This window comes from Chryseobacterium sp. MFBS3-17 (genome assembly GCF_020687745.1).
Classification (GTDB): domain Bacteria; phylum Bacteroidota; class Bacteroidia; order Flavobacteriales; family Weeksellaceae; genus Marnyiella.
On the sequence record NZ_JAJEWK010000008.1, the window covers coordinates 25,013 to 41,661 of the forward strand.

Consider the following 16,649-nt stretch of genomic DNA (forward strand, 5'->3'; position numbering starts at 1 on the left):
CTCTTTTATTTTTTTACGGGCTTCGCTTCTGCTTCTTTTAATCTTAACTCTTCCTGCCTTGCTTTGTCGGCATTTCGGAGTTTGGTTTCATTTTTTTTAATGATTTCTTTAGTTTCCATCACAGGGTTGGTTCCAAATGCTGCCGGCGCATTCTGGTTTTGTTTCTGGCTTTGCGGAGCCGGCTGCTGCGGTTGCTTCAATACATTTCCTTTCTCATCGGTCATCTGTACCTTCAGGTCACTTTTCAGCCAGTTCAGCATTTCTTTTGCCTTCTCACCTTCCGGTGTTTTTTCATAATTGAGGGCTATTTGTTCCAGCTGAAGAATCATGACCTCCTTCCCTGCCGTTTTGCCTGCATTAAAAGCGTTCAGCAGTTCAAATTTCGGAATTAAGGCATCATTTTTAAACTGCACCACAGACCGGTCTATCAGTTCGCGGCTTTCATCGAACCGTTCGCTCTGGTAAAGTGCAAAAGCGTTCTGGTAGGCGGTTTCCGCTTCGGCATTCGACTTTACAAAACTGCTGTTTCTGGGATTCCGGGCAAATTCTGCATAGGCCGTATAGGGGTAATCATTCAGCAATATTTGTTTCGCACGTGCCGCCGCCGCAGGATTGGATTCATAATTCATGGAGAAGATCTCATAAAGAGCCTGTAGCATTACTTTTTCTTCCGGTCTGTTATCTACCAGGTCATACAGTGTTTTGGTAGACAAAGGTTTGTTGGAGAAAAAGTCATTGTACATAATTCCCATGCCCAGGGACGCCGTATCCCGGTCTTTTTTCAGTTGTTCCAGCGCTGCCGGACTTTTCGGAATTTTTTCAATGTAAAATGAAGGTTCAAATCTTCTTGGATCTGCTGCGGAGGCGATGCCCAGTGCTGCATTTTTGGATTCTTCCAGCGTAGACATTTTCACCGAGTACCGCCAGTTATCGGACAGTGAGCGGGTGCCCCAAATCTGTTTAAATTCTGAGGAGCCCCGGGATACGGTGTTGGTGTTAGAGAAATAAAATCCTTTGGCAGCGGCCCCGAAATCCTCAAAACTGTTGGTAGTTCCTGCAAAAATAGAATTGGCAGAATAATCGCCGGTATCAAATCCCCGGCTTCGTTCGTCGCGGATTCTTTGTCTTTCTGCGGCGTCTTCTTTGGCTTTCAGCTCATCAATATATTTTGTGAAATAGGCAATCCGGTCCGGTTCACTCATTCTGGCCAGTGCCAGCATGCTGTCGTTCTTTTTAATCAGATAATAGTTTGCTGCAATTTTCTTGATGTAAGCGGATTGTTCTTCCAGAACTGCTTTGGTAGGCACATAGGTCATCACGGTAATCGCCGAATCATAATAGGCGCCGGCTGCAATGTATTCATCATCATCCAGATACCGTTTACCAATTTCATAGTAACTGAGCCCGCGGATCTGCGGGTCTGAAACTTCTTCGGCCAGTGATTTTCTGAAATATTCCTGTGCTTCATCTTTCTTTCCGGCATTGTTTGCCATCAGTCCCAGGGCATAGTAAAATTCGTTTTTACGGGATGCGTAGGTTCCTTTTTTGCTGATGCCTTCCAGATATTTTCTGGCTCCGGAATAGTCGTCCTTGCTGTTGTATGTCTTGGCAATTTCAATCTGTGATTTTACCTCAAATTCAAAATCATTGGCATATTTATACGCCGCCGCAAAACTCTCTCTTGCTTGCTGGTTTTTGCCCAGTTCTGAGAGAATCTGACCCCGAAGGAAGGCAATCCGGCTTTTCATTTTCCGGTTGTTATTCACTTCAAATGCATCAGATAATTCTGCCACTGCAGCATCTTTTTTACCTGAATCAAGGAGAGATTCGGCATAGTAAATGCTCAATAATTTGCGGTAATCTTTTTTGAGGTCTTTTGCTTTTAAATCTGCAAATATCTGATTGGCTTTAAAGTAATCTTCAATTTTGGCATATGCCAGTCCCTGATAAATTTTTGCCAGCGGCATTCTTTTATCATTCTTCATTTTGACAGCCAGCGTATTATAAGCATCCAGTGCCTGCAGACTTTTTCCCATATAAATCCGCGCCTGCATAAGGGTAATGTAGGCATCAAAAATTTTATTGTTGCGCTCTACCCCATCGCGTTCCACAGAGTATTTATCTATGGTTTTCAGTGCTTTGGCTTCAGAAATCTCCAGTATGGTAGCGCCTTTCCCGCTATTACTGTCGTCCATTCCCATGGCGGCACCGGCTGTTCCAAAACCGGCTTGTCTTGCCCCGGGAGCTGCAGGACCGGGTGCGGGCGCCGTATCATTCAGCATCGGGCTCTGGCCTACCTCACTGCCCAGCGGTTGTTCCTCATAGGTAAGTAAGTTGATATAAGGGGCGTAGAAATTGTCTTTATGGGATTTAGTCCTTTCCTCAAACTCTGTGTTCAAAGCGTCCTTGGCATTAAAAAGCGTATTGTACTGCGTAGAAAAACCCTTCATGAAACGGGACCGCTTATTGGGTTTTTTTGCAGCACAAGCCAGGAAAGTAAAAGCCAGAAAAATATAAAATATGTTTTTTTTCATTGCTGTATTATAACATCATAATGCCTCTTTTATTGTAAAAAACGCAGTTATTTTGTGTAAAAGTAAGGAATATTTAAAATTTGAAGAAGATTCTGATTAAAATTCCTGTAAAAATCTGTAAACGAGATGAGTGGGCAGTCCCATGATGGTATAATAACTTCCTTCTATTCTGGATATTTTTGCCATCCCGACCCACTCCTGTATGCCGTATGCACCTGCTTTGTCCAGAGGCCGGAACTTGTCCACATAATTTTTTATTTCTTCCTGAGTAAGCGGGTCCATGGTGACAAGAGCCACATCTGTAACAGTGATACTGCGCACGGAATTGCGCAGGGTAATCCCGGTGTATACTTCATGTTGCTTTCCCGACAGCAGCATCAGCATTTCCTCTGCTTCCTGTGCATTCTGAGGTTTGCCCAGTACCCGTCCCTGCAGGGCAACGATGGTGTCTGCGGTGAGGAGAATGTGATCCGGCTCCGGAGTACCGAAGGCATCTGCTTTCAGTTCAGAAAGAAAAGAAGCAATCTTTTTCGTTTCAAGATCGGGAGGATATATTTCATCACATTCCACGGTTACGGTCTCAAAATCGTAGCCCAGTTGGCTAAGCAATTCCTTGCGGCGGGGCGATTGGGATGCCAGTAGTATTTTTTTCATCAACATTGAGCAATTATACAGATTGGGTCTGATCCTGCAGCCATCTTCCCTGAACTTTCATCACCTGTTCTATGATTTCACGTACGGCTCCTTTTCCGCCTTCTGCTGTTGAAATATAATCGGAGATGGCTTTGATTTCCGGTACTGCATTTCTGGGGCAGGCTGCAATATGGGCCGCTTTCATAATTTCCATATCCGGAATATCGTCTCCCATGACCAGAATTTCGTCATTGGTGAGGTTGTATTTGGATTTAAAATGGGCAAAATCTTCTTCCTTGTTGGGCGATTTTGCGTAATAATCCTGAATTCCCAAGTAATTGATTCGGTGTCTTACCCCCGGATCATCTCCGCCGGTAATCACCCCGATGATGTAATTGTACTTTAATGCTTTTACTACCGAATATCCGTCCAGCACATTCATGACACGGCACATGTTCCCTTCCGGCAGCAGGTAAACGCTGCCGTCTGTGAAAACGCCGTCCACATCAAATACAAAGGCCTTAATATTTTTTAAACGCTGTTTATAAGTCATACATTTTTTTTATAGATTGATTCATGGTTTTGTAAATGGCAAGATGTTCGCCGCCGAGCAAAGCTTCGTGCAGTTCCAGTACACGGTGATCTGCTCTTACAGCAGGACCGGTTTGCGCATCTTTGGGAGGCAGTTCCCGGATTTTGTTCACGGTTTCAGCAATCAGCGGTTCAAAATAGGAAAAAGGAATGTCCTGAGCATCAGAAATTTCCTGAGCACGCGCAAAAAGATGATTCACAAAATTGCACGCAAAAACGGCGGTAATGTGAATGTACTTTCTTTTTTCAAAATTACTGTCGAAAACGTGAGGCGAAATTTTTCCGGCCAGGGTTTTTAGTATTTCCGCATCGTTTTCATATTCAGCTTCTATAAAAAAGGGGATTTTGCTGTAATCCTGCTCCCGGTTTCTGGAAAATGTCTGTAAAGGATAAAAACTTGCCTTCCTGTATGCTCCTTTCAGTTCCTCCACCGGAAGTGAGCCGGAGGTATGTGCCACCAGGCAGTCTTCTTTTGTGATTCGGGAGGAAACTTCTGCTACAGCATGATCACTTACTGCCAGCAGGTAGCAGTCCGCATCTGCCAGAGTTTCTGTGCTGTAGGGAATTCCAAGTTCTTTCGAAATTTTGCTTAACTCTGCATCATTTCTGCCAAAAATCTGGGCAATTTTTACATGAGACCGGCTGCAGGATTTGGCCAGATGATAAGCCACATTTCCGGAACCGATAATTACAATATCCATTCAACAAAGATATGATTTTCGTTCTTTGGACTAAAAATTGAAGTCTTCATTTAACTTTTAATTATATTTACCATCCAAACCACGAAGTACATCCATGAAGACACAGGACGCAGAAATAATTGCGATGATGAAGGATCCCCGAAGCCAGGAAAAAGGCCTTCGTGCTTTGATGGATGCGTACCAGAGCCGTTTGTACTGGCACATAAGGCGCATGATTGTAGATCATGATCTGGCACAGGATGTCTTGCAGGATACGTTTATAAAAGTATATCAGAATTTTCATCAGTTCAAGCAGGACAGTCAGTTGTACACTTGGATTTATAGAATAGCGACCAATGAAGCGCTGCAGCAACTGAACAAAATGAAGAGAATGCAGAAGACAGATGAAGATCAGGAATATCACCTGATGAATCTGGTGGCAGATAATGTTTCTGCAGACGGAGATGAGATTCAGATACTGCTTCAGAAAGCCATACAGACACTGCCAGAGAAACAAAAACTGGTTTTTACGATGAGGTATTATGATGATTTGCCTTATGAAGAGATTTCAAAGATTGTGGACATGAGTGTAGGGACGCTGAAAACCAACTATCACTACGCGAAACAGAAAATAGAAGAATATATAAAAACCAATTACGAATCGTAATTTTTCATTATGAAAAACTTTGATATAGAAAACTTAGAACGCCAGAACATTTACACCGTGCCGGAGGATTCGTTTGCCAGAATGCAGGAAAATGTATTGCGCAATATCACAACGCACCAGGCACCTGTAATAGATTTGCAAGGGAAAAAGAAAACTTTTCAGTGGTGGTATGCAGCAGCAGCTGCTATTGCCCTCTTCTTCGGAGGGGCTTATTTACTGACTGATTCAGCAGAAACCATTGAACATCAGGCAGCAAATAATCAACCTAAAGCCTTAATCAATGTCAATGAGGGCGGTACACAACTGGCCGATGCAAAAACGGTGACCCCGGCCACACAGAATTATGAAAGTTTGAACCGGGATTTAACTATTGCTGAGAAAGAACATCAAACAAAGAGAAAAGGAGGAGCGATATCTGCTCCTGCCGGAAAGAGCACCAGTTCATTTGTAAATTCGCAGAAAATGGATGAACAGGTAGAGTTGATACTACAAGAGTTCAGCGCAGAGGATATAGCTGTTCTCTCACAAAATGTAGAACAGGATATTTATCTGGATTTGTACTATTAACCAGGAAGCTAAAATGAAAAACATGAATAAAATTATTGCCTTTGCTGCTCTTTTTTCAATGGGATTTCTTTCAGCACAACAGGAAGACCTCAAAAACTGGCGTAACATGAAGCCGGAACAGAGAAAAGAACTCATTAACAAAATGAATCCGGATGAAAGGCTTCAGCTTCTGAAAGATTTCCGCGAGGAAATGATGGTGGAAGAACTGGATGTACCGGAAGACAAGAAGAAAGATTTTAAAAACCTGTATAACGAATATCAGGAAAGCCAGAAGGCAATAAAAGAAAAATTTAAATCCGATCAGAAATTTGAAAATCTGACGGAAGCAGAAGCAAAGCGGGAACTGGAAAAAAGTTTTGACCTCGGACAGCAACTTCTGGATAACCGCCGGAAATATTCGGATAAATTTCAGAAAGTAGTGAAACCGCAGCAGGTTTTGGAAATGTTTCAGAATGAAGGCATGATGAGAAACAAACTTATGGACCGCAAAAGTGAAGACCGGGTAAGAAGCCCGCAGATGCAGTCCAGAGGCGGCCAGCTGAATCAGAGCTCACAGGGAAGACAGATGCAGCAACCCAGAACCGCACCCGTAAGAAACAACCAAGGGTCCAGGACCCAGAGCAGATGACCATAATAGTTTATTTTTTTAATGTTTGGACGACCTTCGCAAATTTTTGTGAAGGTCGTTTGATTTGTATTCTGCAGCAGTGCCTTAAAAACATTAGGGAGCCCATTGGTGACCATCCGGCGGCCACATCATAAACATTTCAAATTCAGCATACAAATCGCTGCATTTTTTTATCTTTGCAAACTATCTGGAAATACATGAAAAACATACGCAATTTTTGCATAATCGCTCATATAGACCATGGTAAATCTACCCTGGCAGACCGCCTTCTGGAATATACCGGAACCGTAACCCAACGCGAACTGCAGTCGCAGACGCTGGATGATATGGATCTGGAGAAAGAGCGCGGCATTACCATTAAGTCTCATGCCATACAAATGGACTATGAGCTGAATGGCGAAAAGTATATTCTAAACCTTATTGATACCCCCGGGCACGTGGATTTTTCTTACGAAGTTTCCCGTTCCATTGCAGCCTGCGAGGGCGCATTGCTTATTGTAGATGCCGCCCAGAGCATCCAGGCACAAACCATCAGTAACCTGTATCTGGCACTGGAGCATGACCTTACCATCATCCCGATTCTGAATAAAATTGACCTTCCTTCTGCTAATCCCGAAGAAGTGACTGATGAGATTATGGACCTGATAGGCTGTGACTATGACGATGTGTTGCGGGTATCCGGAAAAACAGGACAGGGCGTTGCCGAACTGCTGGAACAAATTGTAAACCGCATCCCGGCGCCCGTAGGCGATGAAAATGCACCGCTCCAGGCCTTGATTTTCGACTCTGTATATAACCCATTCCGGGGCATCGAGGCTTATTTCAAAGTTGTAAACGGAAAAATTTCAAAAGGAGAGAAGGTGAAATTTATGGCCACCGGAAAGACCTATGATGCAGATGAGGTGGGTACACTAAAGCTGAAACAGGCTCCCAAATCCGTCATCGGTTGTGGAGATGTAGGGTATATTATTTCCGGGATCAAAGACGCCCGCGATGTAAAAGTGGGAGATACCATAACTTCGGTAGAAAAACCGGCAGAAAAAGGTATTGAAGGTTTTGAAGAGGTGAAACCCATGGTTTTTGCCGGAATTTATCCTATTGAGTCAGAAGATTTTGAAGAACTGAGATTCTCACTGGAAAAATTGAGACTAAATGACGCTTCTCTGGTCTTTGAGCCGGAAAGTTCTGCTGCACTGGGCTTTGGTTTCCGATGCGGATTCCTGGGAATGCTGCACATGGAGATTGTACAGGAAAGGCTGGACCGCGAGTTCAATATGAACGTGATTACCACAGTTCCCAACGTTTCGTATCACGGATATTCCAAGAAAGACCCCGAGACTGCAATCCTCATCAACAATCCGTCAGAAATGATGGATCCCACCATTATGGACCGGGTAGAGGAACCGTATATCAAAGCTTCCATCATTACCAAGTCTGATTTTGTAGGGGCAGTGATGACCCTTTGTATTGAAAAAAGAGGCGAGATTGTAAACCAGAGTTACCTGACCTCTGACCGGGTGGAACTGATCTTTAATATGCCGCTGGCAGAGGTGGTTTTTGACTTCTATGACCGCCTGAAATCTATTTCTAAAGGATACGCCTCTTTTGATTACCATCCGATTGGCTTCCGTGCTTCCAAACTGGTGAAAATGGATATTCTCATCAACGGAGATATGGTAGATGCCCTCTCGTCACTGATTCACGACAGCAACGCCTATCACATCGGAAAAAAAATGTGCGAGAAACTTCGGGAACTGATTCCAAGACAGCAGTTTGATATTGCCGTACAGGCCGCACTGGGAACCAAGGTGATTGCCAGAGAAACCATTAAAGCACTGAGAAAAGACGTAACGGCAAAATGTTACGGCGGAGATATCTCGCGTAAGCGTAAACTCCTGGAAAAGCAGAAAGAAGGAAAGAAAAAAATGAAGCAGATAGGAAGGGTAGAGGTGCCACAATCCGCATTTATGGCAGTTCTGAAACTGAATGATTAAGCAAATCCATTAAAATACTTTGAAAACTTCCCGAAACGGAAGTTTTTTTGTTATTTAGCAGGATGAATTTTCACCGGTACCTCAGCACATTTACGTTTTTATACATTCTGTTTATCGCTACGCTGAATTATTTTGAGATCATCATTCCGGGCAGGGTGGGAGTGATTTTTCAGGTGTTTCATGAGATTCTGATGCTTCCTCTGCTGCTGTCGGTTCCTGTGCAAACCATTATTTATGGCATCCGGTGGAAGAAAGCGCATTTCTCCGGGGATTCGCCGTACCGGTATTCTTTTTTCATGATTACCGCTGCTTTGGCTCTTGCCGTCGGGCTGACTGTAAAGGATTTTATGTAATACCGGTTTCCCGGAATATATTTCCCTGATTTTTTTTAATTTTCGGCTAAAATTTGACGTTTATGAAACTTAAAATACTGCTGGGCATACTCCTTTGCCAACTGACATTTGCTCAAACAGCACCGCTGACTCCATACGAAAAGGGCAATGGCAATCAGACCGCCACTTACGAAGAAATGCTGAAGTTTTATGACGGACTTGCAACACAATACAACACAATATCCATAGAAAGCTTTGGGACAGATGACAATGGCGAACCCATCAGAGTAGTCATTTATAACCCTTCCGGAAAGAAGGATGTCCCTGCCGTGCTTATTAACAATGGTATTCACCCCGGCGAGCCGGACGGAATTGATGCCACCATGATGCTGATGCGTGATCTTGCAACCGGAAAAAAGGATGTGAAAAATCTGAGGGTAGCCGCTGTTCAGTCCTACAACATCTCAGGCATGCTGAGACGCGGGAAGCACAGCAGGGTAAATCAGAACGGCCCCGAAGCGTATGGTTTTCGCGGAAATGCCCGGAATTATGACCTGAACCGGGACTTTATAAAAGCGGATACCAGGAATACCAAAGCCTTTCAGCAGATATTTCACCACTTTAAGCCCATATTCTTTATTGATAATCATGTAAGCAACGGCGCCGATTACCCTTATACCTTCACCTATATTTCGACCAGTAAAGAAAGGCTGGGAAATGTGCTGGGGACTTACTTTCATGAAAAAATGCAAGCGGCAATTCTGCAAAAACTGGAGGAGCAGCATATCCTGACCACGCCCTATGTCAATGTGTTCCGCGAGTCGCCGGATCAGGGTTTTCCCGCCTTTATGGACTCGCCCAGATATGCAACGGGATATACTACTTTATTCGGGATTCCCGGTACAGTAGCCGAAACCCACATGCTGAAACCGTATGCAGAACGCGTGCGGGCCACTTATGAATACATGTGGCATGCATTACAGTTTACAAACCGCAATCACAGGGAATTGCAGAAAAAAATTCAGGAAAACGCAGCTTTATATAAGGCCGGTGCCCGGTATCCTATACAGTGGAAACTGAATGAGGACAAATTCCGTAACCTGAATTTTAAAGGCTACACGGCCAGCAATAAAACCAGTGAAGTGACGGGCAAACCGAGGTTATTTTATGACCGGAGTAAACCTTTCACCAAAAATATCCGGTTTTATGATGAATACACCGCTGTTAAGCATGTCAACATTCCCAGGTTTTATATCATTCCGAAATCGGAACATGAGGTCATTGAACATTTGAAAAGAAACCAGATTGCCATGACCACCATTCCCCGGGATACCACCATCCTGGCCGAAGAGTACCGGATTACGGATTATAAAACGGTTGCAAAACCCTATGAAGGCCATTATCTGCATTATGATGTGCAGGTACAGCGTAAGCTGAAGGACAAAAAGTTTCAGAAAGGGGATTTCCTGATTTCCACGGCTCAGCCGGGCATTAAATATCTGCTGGAAACCCTGGAACCGGAGGCTGCCGACTCTTTTTTTAACTGGAATTTCTTTGATGCGGTGCTCGGGCAGAAGGAGTACTTTTCAGATTATGTATTTGAAGATACCGCTGCTGCTTTGCTGAAAGAAGACCCGGCCATGAAAACCGCTCTGGAGGTTGCCAAACTGGCAGATCCCGGACTGGCAGCAGATCCCGAGGCACAGCTGAACTGGATTTACGAAAGATCGGTGTTCTATGAGGGCTCAGTAAATCTGTATCCGGTATACAGAATTCTTTAATCAAAAAACTCTTCACGGCAAGAAGGACTATAGGCTATTTTGGTCGGCCTTTTTTCAATGCATAATGGGCATTGGCAATGGCTTTTTTCTCTTTCCAGTCCATGTATTTTGTGCGGAACCGGCGTTTCATCAAATTATCAAAATTCCTTTGTATGGCCAGGTTCCAGAGAGAATGCGCTTTTACAGCCCAGGATTTGTCCCATGCCCGGAGTGAGATGGAAAAACTACCGTCCACATATTTCATCCAATGCCACCATCCAGTAGGCATAAACAGCGTGTCTCCATGTTCCAGAAAGCATTCGATGCCTTCTATACCGTCCAGGGCAGGAAAACGGTCAAAATCGGGTTCGGCAATATGATAATCTTCCAGCGCATACGTGGCGAAGGGAATTTTGTACAGGCGGTCTTTCCATTTATAATCAAACAACAAAATATGCTTGCGCCCGTTGAAATGCGTGTGGAAAATATGCGCCATGTCTATGTCATAATGCAGAAAGGTTTCTGACCCTTTGCCACCGAAAAACATGTTGGGATAGCTGTCCAGAAAACCTCCTATCAGGTCTTTGGGAGCTATATAATCTTTAAGCAGTTTCGGAGCAAACCGGATCGGGTCAAATAGAAAAATCCTGAGGTCTGTTGGCTCGCGGCTGATGAGGTCTATATAGTCCCCGAATTTCATTTTGGCCGAAGCGGCATTGAGGGGAGCAGACGGGTCTGCTTTGGAGGAATCATACAGCGGAACCTCCACATCGCCCACTACCTCCTTCATATATTCCATGGTCCATTTCTGGTATGCCGGCCATTTTTTGGCCATATTGCGAATGACCACCGGCTTTCGTGGTTTCAGATATTTGGTGATGAACTCTTCTCTGCCAATGTCTTCTACCACCTCTATAGGTCTTAGATGAATGCCCATTTTTTGAAACAGTTAGAGCGCAAAATTAATAATTATTTCAGTATGTTAATGAGATTAATCACCTTCACATGCCGAAGTTGTAACAAATTCTCCTAAAGCTTTACTAATGCATTAAAACAATTATATGAGAGACAGGTTTCTTTTTTCCTTTTTTGTGCTGATTTCGGTATGTACAATGGCCCAGAAAACAATTTCCGGTAAAGTGAAAAACAATGAGGGCGAACTGGTGGCAAGTGCCAGTGTGACGGTAGAAGAGAAAGGGAAGGATGCAATTATAGCCTATGGAATTACCAATGCAAAAGGGGAGTATAAAGTTACGTTCACCTCAGAGGATAGCTCTGTGGATGTAAAAGTGAAAGCTTTTAACCATAAAGCCATCACCCAGAGCGTGCAAAATACCACTCAGAATATTGATTTTACCCTGCCTGTAGAAGCCACCCTGATCAAGGAAGTAGAACTGAAAACCAGACTCATTACCAAGAAAGGTGATACCATATCCTATGATCTGAAATCTTTTGAAACCAAAAACGACCGTACTCTGGCAGATGTTCTGAAGCGTATGCCCGGAATAGAAGTGAACGCAGATGGTTCCATTCTGTACCAGGGTCAGGCACTCTCTAAGTTTTATGTCAATGGTAAAGACCTTATGGAGGGCGGTTACGGTGTGGTTAATAATGCCTTACCGAAAGATGCCGTTTCTAAAGTTGAAGTCCTGGAAAATCACCAGCCGGTGAAAATTCTGCAGGATAAAGTGCCTTCTGATCAGGCGGCCATTAATATCAAGCTTAAAAAGCAAGTGACCATGACCGGCCGCGGCGAAGTGGGAGTGGGCATAGCAGACCCCGCCATCTGGAATGTGAAACTGACGCCCATGTTCTTCGGACAGAAAAATCAGTGGGTGGTCAATTATAAAACCAATAATACCGGTGAAACGGTGGAAAATGAGGGAAATATGTTCGCCATGGGAAACCGCTGGGAAGGCCGCCGGAGTAATGCCTCACAAACCGGCTGGCTGAATGTGGAAAAGGCCTCCGTGCCCAGTCTGCCGGAAAAGCGCTACCTGATGAACAATGTACATTTCCTGAGTGCCAATGTACTGACAACGCCCTTCAAGAATAAAGAATGGGAACTGAAGGTGAACGGTAATTATACCAATAACGCCGTGGAACGCGAGTCCTACGAGGAAACATACCTGAAGAAAGAAAACTTTACGACCTATAACACCTATCAGAATAACCTCTATACCAATAAGGCAAAAGGAGAAATTATCTTTACCAAAAATGCCAAAGAGGGATTCTTCAGAAATGTTACTACCTTCAACCAGTTCTGGAACGAAGACCGTGCCGTGACTGATTTTCAAAACTCGGTGAGTGACCTGCTGAATAAAAACTCCCGGCAGTCTCTGAGTTCTCCTACAAGTTCATTTCAGAACTCGCTTTCTACCATTATTCCATTGAAAAGCCGTATGCTGAATCTGATGTCTTATATAAGTTATCAGGATGATAATCAAACGCTTCGGGTGGCGCCGGGCAGCTATGTCTATTATCCTTACGAGGGTCTGAATATATTTGATGACCTCTCCAGAGTGACTCAGAATTTCGGAATGACGACCTTTGAGGCCAATCATTCTGCTACCATGGGCTTTACCAAAAAGTTCTGGACCTTTACTCCGCAGGTAGGTTTTAACTATACACAAAGTCAGCTGGATACCGATATTCTGGAAATGGACTATGCGCCATATACGGCTCATGATGCCCGTTTCAGTAATGATCTGCGCTTCAGCAAAGCAGTTCCGTATGCAGGACTGGGAATTAACTATAAATCTGAAGCCTGGACCGTAGGCATTCAGACACCGGTAAACTTTACCCGTATCGCTGCCGAAGACCCGCTGCGTTTTCTGAAAAAAGAATTCAATAAAACCACTTTTGAACCTTCCGGATTTGTGCAGTATTCATTTGCATCTTTCTGGAAAGCCATGGTGAGCGGAAACTGGAATTACGATTTCGGGAGTGTGAATGATCTGTACGGGGGCATTCTGATGACCAGACCAACCTCTTTCAGCGCCATGGATCCGTCTAATCCGATAGCGGAAACCGAGAGCCGCAGAGCCGGTTCAAGGGTAGAATACCGTAATCCGCTGAATAATCTGTTTTTTAATGTCAATTACAGCATCAGCACTACAGACCGCAACCTGATTGCAGATATAAACCGTGGGGTAGGATTTGGAATTATCAGCTATAAAGAACAGGAAAACAGCATCCATTCCAGTTCTCAGAGCGCAGAAATCGGGAAGTATTTTCCGAAGTTCAAATCAAACCTCTCTGCCTCATTCCGAAATTCAGATTCCCGGTCAGACAATATGATTGGCGGTGAGTTGTTCGAAAATAAGAATTCTACCCAAAATGTAGGGTTCAAACTGAACAACTCCTATTTCTCGTGGATGACCCTGGATTATAACTTTAACAAAAGCTGGGGACATAATGAAAGTCGAATCGGCAGTTCTGATACCGAAAGTTTTACCCATAATTTAGGCCTGACCCTGTTCCCGGTAGAACACCACTCCATTGCACTGAACTGGGACCAGCTGAATTATTCCAGCGCCAATCAAAGTTTTAAGAATGCATTCTACGATCTGACCTACCAGTTTGCCTGGGCGGCAAAAAAAGTAGATTTTGAATTGAAATGGCTAAATATTGCCAATAAAAAAGTTTTCGAAAGAGTTTTTGATAGCGCAGACAGCTATTCGTTCGAAAGAATCAGCATCCGCCCAAGTCAGGTGATGTTTAGCGTGAAATTTAATTTTAAATAAAATGAAAAAACTCGCATTTCTGTTCTTTTTTGCCGGTCTGCTCATCTCTGCACAGAACAACCGGGTAATTTATGAGTACCGGTATAAAACAGATTCCGTCTCTGCAGACAGTTTGCGTACAGAGTGGATGTATCTGGATATTTCCGGCAGCGGATCCAGGTATTACAGCAAAGTCGCTTTCGAGAGAGATTCCGTAATGACGGAAAGCATCAGAAAACAACTTTCTTCCGGAATGCGGAATGTCTCCGTTAGCCGTTCAAGTACAGGTGGCGAAGTCAGCTATGAAGTGGAAAAAACCTATCCGGGTTTTCAGACGGTGCTGATTACCTCTATTGGCAATGATGCCTACCGCGTCACCGAAGACCGGAAGCCGGAATGGAAAATCCTTCCGGAGAAAGAGAAGGTGGGCGAGTTTACTGCTCAGAAAGCTACCACGGATTTTGCAGGAAGAATATGGACCGCCTGGTTTACCGCAGAAATTCCCATACAAGATGGCCCATACAAATTCTACGGTTTGCCGGGACTTATTGTAAAAATGGCAGACCATACCGGAACACACCTGATAGAACTGAAAGGCCTGAAAGCGGTGGCGGAAAGAACGTCTCTGGAACTGGACACCCAGGGAAAAGACATTCCTTTTGCCAGTAAAAAAACCATAGATGTAACCCGTAAACAATACATAAAACTTCTGAAACAGCATGAAAATGACCCGGTGCAGGGCATGCGGGAAATGCTGAACCGCCCCAATTCCAAAGTGGTCATCAACATCAACGGGCAGGAATATACCGAACCGAAGGATGTGCTGCGTATGATGGAGCAGAATGCCCGTGAAGAAATGAAGCGCAACAATAACAAAATAGAATTGAAACCGTAAATAAAAACCCGCTCAGATCTGCTGAAGCGGGTTTTTTAATGGACACAGTCTTTAGAATTCCATACTGTCGGCACTGGGTCCGTAGCTTCCCGGCAGCGGAATATTATTCAGCCGGTAATACACGCCGAGTTGTGCCCGGTGGTGTGCAATCTGATTCAGGGCATGCCGTATGCCTTCATACTTACTGTAATCTGCCAGTAGGGTTTCTCCGTTACGCATCTGCCAGCGGCCTTCCAGATCTTCTTCAGACATATTTTCCAGTGTTTCTTTGCTTTTTGCATAATCTTCTTCAAGTTTACCCATTAGTTCTTCCCGGGTATTCAGAAAAACAGGTTGATAATCCCCGGCGGCAAAATCCAATTGGGTGGTTTTCATCATAAAATCCGGCCACCCGAAAATTTCAGCCACGTGGGTCGCCAGCGGCATCATTTTCATGCTTTTTTCGTGCGGTGAAAATTCGTTCAGGGTATCGGGATACTGAGCGAGAAATTGTTTCGTGGTTTCGTACTCGTCGGCGAGTTCTTTTTTAATGAGGGGCAGTGTATTCATAATGCGTTGTTTTTTGGTGAATGTAAAGGTACAATCCTGAGTGGGATTCCGCCACATAAAAAATCATAATTTTCTGTAACAAATCATTAAAAAACAATACTTATCCTATAAAATCTAAGGAATGAAAAAGTTATTCAGTCTCATATTGATCAGTGGTTTTGTCATGTTGAATGCGCAGCAGTCTGCCAACCGGTTCTTCTATGAACTTACATTCAAACCCAAACAAAAGCAGGACACCAAAGAGAAAGTGGTTACCATTCTGGACATCACTCCAGAGAAATCCATTTATCAGGATTATACCATCATAGCGCAGGATTCTATTTTGAAAGCAGAAGTAGAAGCCATGGAAAAATCCGGCGTGTGGAAGGATATGATGAAATCCATTAAAATGCCGAAATTCTCTCACAAAGTAGAAAAAAAGTATCCGGAAATGACGGTTACCTACTCAGATCAGATCAGCATGAAGCGGTTTGGATATTCAGATGATACCAAACTGAACTGGAAAATCCTTTCGGACAAAGAAAAAATTGGCGAGTATAACGCGCAGAAAGCAACGACCGAATTTGGCGGCCGCAAATGGACGGCGTGGTTTACCACAGATCTGCCGTTTCCGGATGGTCCTTATAAATTTCACGGACTGCCGGGACTTATTGTAAAGATTGAGGATGATGCCAAAGATTACAGTTGGTTACTCACGGCCAATAAAAAAATGGACAACTGGGAAGAACAGTCCTATGCAGAGAAAATCAATTCGAAATACGGCATGAGCACCGCGGTGGTGATGACTGACCGCACTAAATTTGAGAGATCCTTTGAAAACTTCAAGGCTGATCCACTGGCAGAAGTTCGTCCGTACATGACTCCGGAAATGATGAGCAGAAAACTTCCGGGTTCAGACAAGACTTTTGGGGAAATGATTAAAGATCAGGAAAAGATGGCAAAAGATTATTTTGGTTCCAATGACAATCCCATAGAAAAAGACGCTGCAAAAGGCAAAAAAAAGTAAATCATATCAACTAAATTTTAATTGGAAGGTCCGGTGCGTCGCTGCATCGGGCTTTTTTTATGATATATTTAAGGTGTTCCCCTTATTT

15 protein-coding genes are annotated in these 16,649 nt (G+C 43.8%); 9 read left to right on the forward strand and 6 right to left on the reverse strand.

Annotation, left to right across the window (positions count from 1 at the left end):
* Positions 1 to 5 precede the first annotated feature (5 nt).
* The 4 genes from LKO26_RS05570 to LKO26_RS05585 all read right to left on the reverse strand — a co-directional run bounded on the left by LKO26_RS05570 (position 6) and on the right by LKO26_RS05585 (position 4,459).
* A complete protein-coding gene (locus LKO26_RS05570) occupies positions 6 to 2,534 on the reverse strand; it encodes a tetratricopeptide repeat protein (RefSeq protein WP_227586862.1) in 2,529 nt (842 codons plus the stop codon).
* 96 nt (positions 2,535 to 2,630) lie between these two features.
* A complete protein-coding gene (locus LKO26_RS05575) occupies positions 2,631 to 3,188 on the reverse strand; it encodes a Maf family protein (protein WP_227586863.1) in 558 nt (185 codons plus the stop codon).
* Positions 3,189 to 3,201: 13 nt separating this feature from the next.
* Positions 3,202 to 3,720 carry a KdsC family phosphatase gene (locus LKO26_RS05580; protein ID WP_227586864.1) on the reverse strand — a complete coding sequence of 173 codons (519 nt, stop codon included), beginning with the start codon at positions 3,718 to 3,720 and terminating at the stop codon, positions 3,202 to 3,204.
* Positions 3,710 to 4,459 (reverse strand): Rossmann-like and DUF2520 domain-containing protein, encoded by a 750-nt coding sequence (locus LKO26_RS05585; RefSeq protein WP_227586865.1) that lies wholly within the window; start codon positions 4,457 to 4,459, stop codon positions 3,710 to 3,712. Before LKO26_RS05585 ends, LKO26_RS05580 begins: the two co-directional genes overlap by 11 nt.
* Before the next feature lie 94 nt (positions 4,460 to 4,553).
* On the opposite strand from LKO26_RS05585, the gene LKO26_RS05590 reads away from it, so the two are divergent.
* The 6 genes from LKO26_RS05590 to LKO26_RS05615 all read left to right on the forward strand — a co-directional run bounded on the left by LKO26_RS05590 (position 4,554) and on the right by LKO26_RS05615 (position 10,407).
* Positions 4,554 to 5,105 (forward strand): RNA polymerase sigma factor, encoded by a 552-nt coding sequence (locus tag LKO26_RS05590; protein WP_227586866.1) that lies wholly within the window; start codon positions 4,554 to 4,556, stop codon positions 5,103 to 5,105.
* A gap of 9 nt (positions 5,106 to 5,114) precedes the next feature.
* Positions 5,115 to 5,672 carry a hypothetical protein gene (locus tag LKO26_RS05595; RefSeq protein WP_227586867.1) on the forward strand — a complete coding sequence of 186 codons (558 nt, stop codon included), beginning with the start codon at positions 5,115 to 5,117 and terminating at the stop codon, positions 5,670 to 5,672.
* 22 nt (positions 5,673 to 5,694) lie between these two features.
* Entirely contained in the window at positions 5,695 to 6,300 is a 606-nt protein-coding gene (locus LKO26_RS05600) for a hypothetical protein (RefSeq protein ID WP_227586868.1), read from the forward strand.
* Positions 6,301 to 6,497: 197 nt separating this feature from the next.
* Positions 6,498 to 8,294 carry a translation elongation factor 4 gene (gene lepA / locus LKO26_RS05605; protein WP_227586869.1) on the forward strand — a complete coding sequence of 599 codons (1,797 nt, stop codon included), beginning with the start codon at positions 6,498 to 6,500 and terminating at the stop codon, positions 8,292 to 8,294.
* 62 nt (positions 8,295 to 8,356) lie between these two features.
* Positions 8,357 to 8,647, forward strand: coding sequence for a hypothetical protein (locus LKO26_RS05610; RefSeq protein WP_227586870.1), 291 nt, complete (start codon positions 8,357 to 8,359; stop codon positions 8,645 to 8,647).
* Positions 8,648 to 8,709: 62 nt separating this feature from the next.
* Positions 8,710 to 10,407, forward strand: coding sequence for a M14 family zinc carboxypeptidase (locus LKO26_RS05615; protein ID WP_227586871.1), 1,698 nt, complete (start codon positions 8,710 to 8,712; stop codon positions 10,405 to 10,407).
* A 34-nt stretch (positions 10,408 to 10,441) separates the two neighbouring features.
* Here the strand turns inward: LKO26_RS05615 and LKO26_RS05620 are convergent, their stop codons facing one another.
* A complete protein-coding gene (locus LKO26_RS05620; RefSeq protein WP_227586872.1) occupies positions 10,442 to 11,323 on the reverse strand; it encodes a cupin-like domain-containing protein in 882 nt (293 codons plus the stop codon).
* A 175-nt stretch (positions 11,324 to 11,498) separates the two neighbouring features.
* Between LKO26_RS05620 and LKO26_RS05625 the strand changes: the two genes are divergently transcribed.
* Together LKO26_RS05625 and LKO26_RS05630 are read left to right on the forward strand one after the other, a co-directional pair.
* Positions 11,499 to 14,132 (forward strand): Plug and carboxypeptidase regulatory-like domain-containing protein, encoded by a 2,634-nt coding sequence (locus LKO26_RS05625; protein WP_227586873.1) that lies wholly within the window; start codon positions 11,499 to 11,501, stop codon positions 14,130 to 14,132.
* 1 nt (position 14,133) lies between these two features.
* Complete coding sequence (locus LKO26_RS05630; protein ID WP_227586874.1) at positions 14,134 to 15,006, forward strand: GLPGLI family protein; 873 nt, start codon at positions 14,134 to 14,136, stop codon at positions 15,004 to 15,006.
* A gap of 51 nt (positions 15,007 to 15,057) precedes the next feature.
* Here LKO26_RS05630 and LKO26_RS05635 read toward each other — a convergent pair whose 3' ends face one another.
* A complete protein-coding gene (locus LKO26_RS05635; RefSeq protein ID WP_227586875.1) occupies positions 15,058 to 15,555 on the reverse strand; it encodes a DinB family protein in 498 nt (165 codons plus the stop codon).
* A gap of 121 nt (positions 15,556 to 15,676) precedes the next feature.
* Here LKO26_RS05635 and LKO26_RS05640 point away from each other — a divergent pair, with 121 nt between their 5' ends.
* Complete coding sequence (locus LKO26_RS05640; protein WP_227586876.1) at positions 15,677 to 16,561, forward strand: GLPGLI family protein; 885 nt, start codon at positions 15,677 to 15,679, stop codon at positions 16,559 to 16,561.
* Positions 16,562 to 16,649: the final 88 nt, after the last annotated feature.

Excerpts from the sequence above, each read along its gene's own strand:
- LKO26_RS05575 (WP_227586863.1), bottom strand. The coding sequence starts at position 3,188 with ATGAAAAAAATACTACTGGCATCCCAATCGCCCCGCCGCAAGGAATTG.
- LKO26_RS05635 (WP_227586875.1), bottom strand. The coding sequence starts at position 15,555 with ATGAATACACTGCCCCTCATTAAAAAAGAACTCGCCGACGAGTACGAA.
- LKO26_RS05580 (WP_227586864.1), bottom strand. The coding sequence starts at position 3,720 with ATGACTTATAAACAGCGTTTAAAAAATATTAAGGCCTTTGTATTTGAT.
- lepA (WP_227586869.1), top strand. The coding sequence starts at position 6,498 with ATGAAAAACATACGCAATTTTTGCATAATCGCTCATATAGACCATGGT.
- LKO26_RS05610 (WP_227586870.1), top strand. The coding sequence starts at position 8,357 with ATGAATTTTCACCGGTACCTCAGCACATTTACGTTTTTATACATTCTG.
- LKO26_RS05595 (WP_227586867.1), top strand. The coding sequence starts at position 5,115 with ATGAAAAACTTTGATATAGAAAACTTAGAACGCCAGAACATTTACACC.
- LKO26_RS05640 (WP_227586876.1), top strand. The coding sequence starts at position 15,677 with ATGAAAAAGTTATTCAGTCTCATATTGATCAGTGGTTTTGTCATGTTG.
- LKO26_RS05620 (WP_227586872.1), bottom strand. The coding sequence starts at position 11,323 with ATGGGCATTCATCTAAGACCTATAGAGGTGGTAGAAGACATTGGCAGA.
- LKO26_RS05600 (WP_227586868.1), top strand. The coding sequence starts at position 5,695 with ATGAATAAAATTATTGCCTTTGCTGCTCTTTTTTCAATGGGATTTCTT.
- LKO26_RS05630 (WP_227586874.1), top strand. The coding sequence starts at position 14,134 with ATGAAAAAACTCGCATTTCTGTTCTTTTTTGCCGGTCTGCTCATCTCT.
- LKO26_RS05615 (WP_227586871.1), top strand. The coding sequence starts at position 8,710 with ATGAAACTTAAAATACTGCTGGGCATACTCCTTTGCCAACTGACATTT.
- LKO26_RS05590 (WP_227586866.1), top strand. The coding sequence starts at position 4,554 with ATGAAGACACAGGACGCAGAAATAATTGCGATGATGAAGGATCCCCGA.
- LKO26_RS05570 (WP_227586862.1), bottom strand. The coding sequence starts at position 2,534 with ATGAAAAAAAACATATTTTATATTTTTCTGGCTTTTACTTTCCTGGCT.
- LKO26_RS05625 (WP_227586873.1), top strand. The coding sequence starts at position 11,499 with ATGGCCCAGAAAACAATTTCCGGTAAAGTGAAAAACAATGAGGGCGAA.
- LKO26_RS05585 (WP_227586865.1), bottom strand. The coding sequence starts at position 4,459 with ATGGATATTGTAATTATCGGTTCCGGAAATGTGGCTTATCATCTGGCC.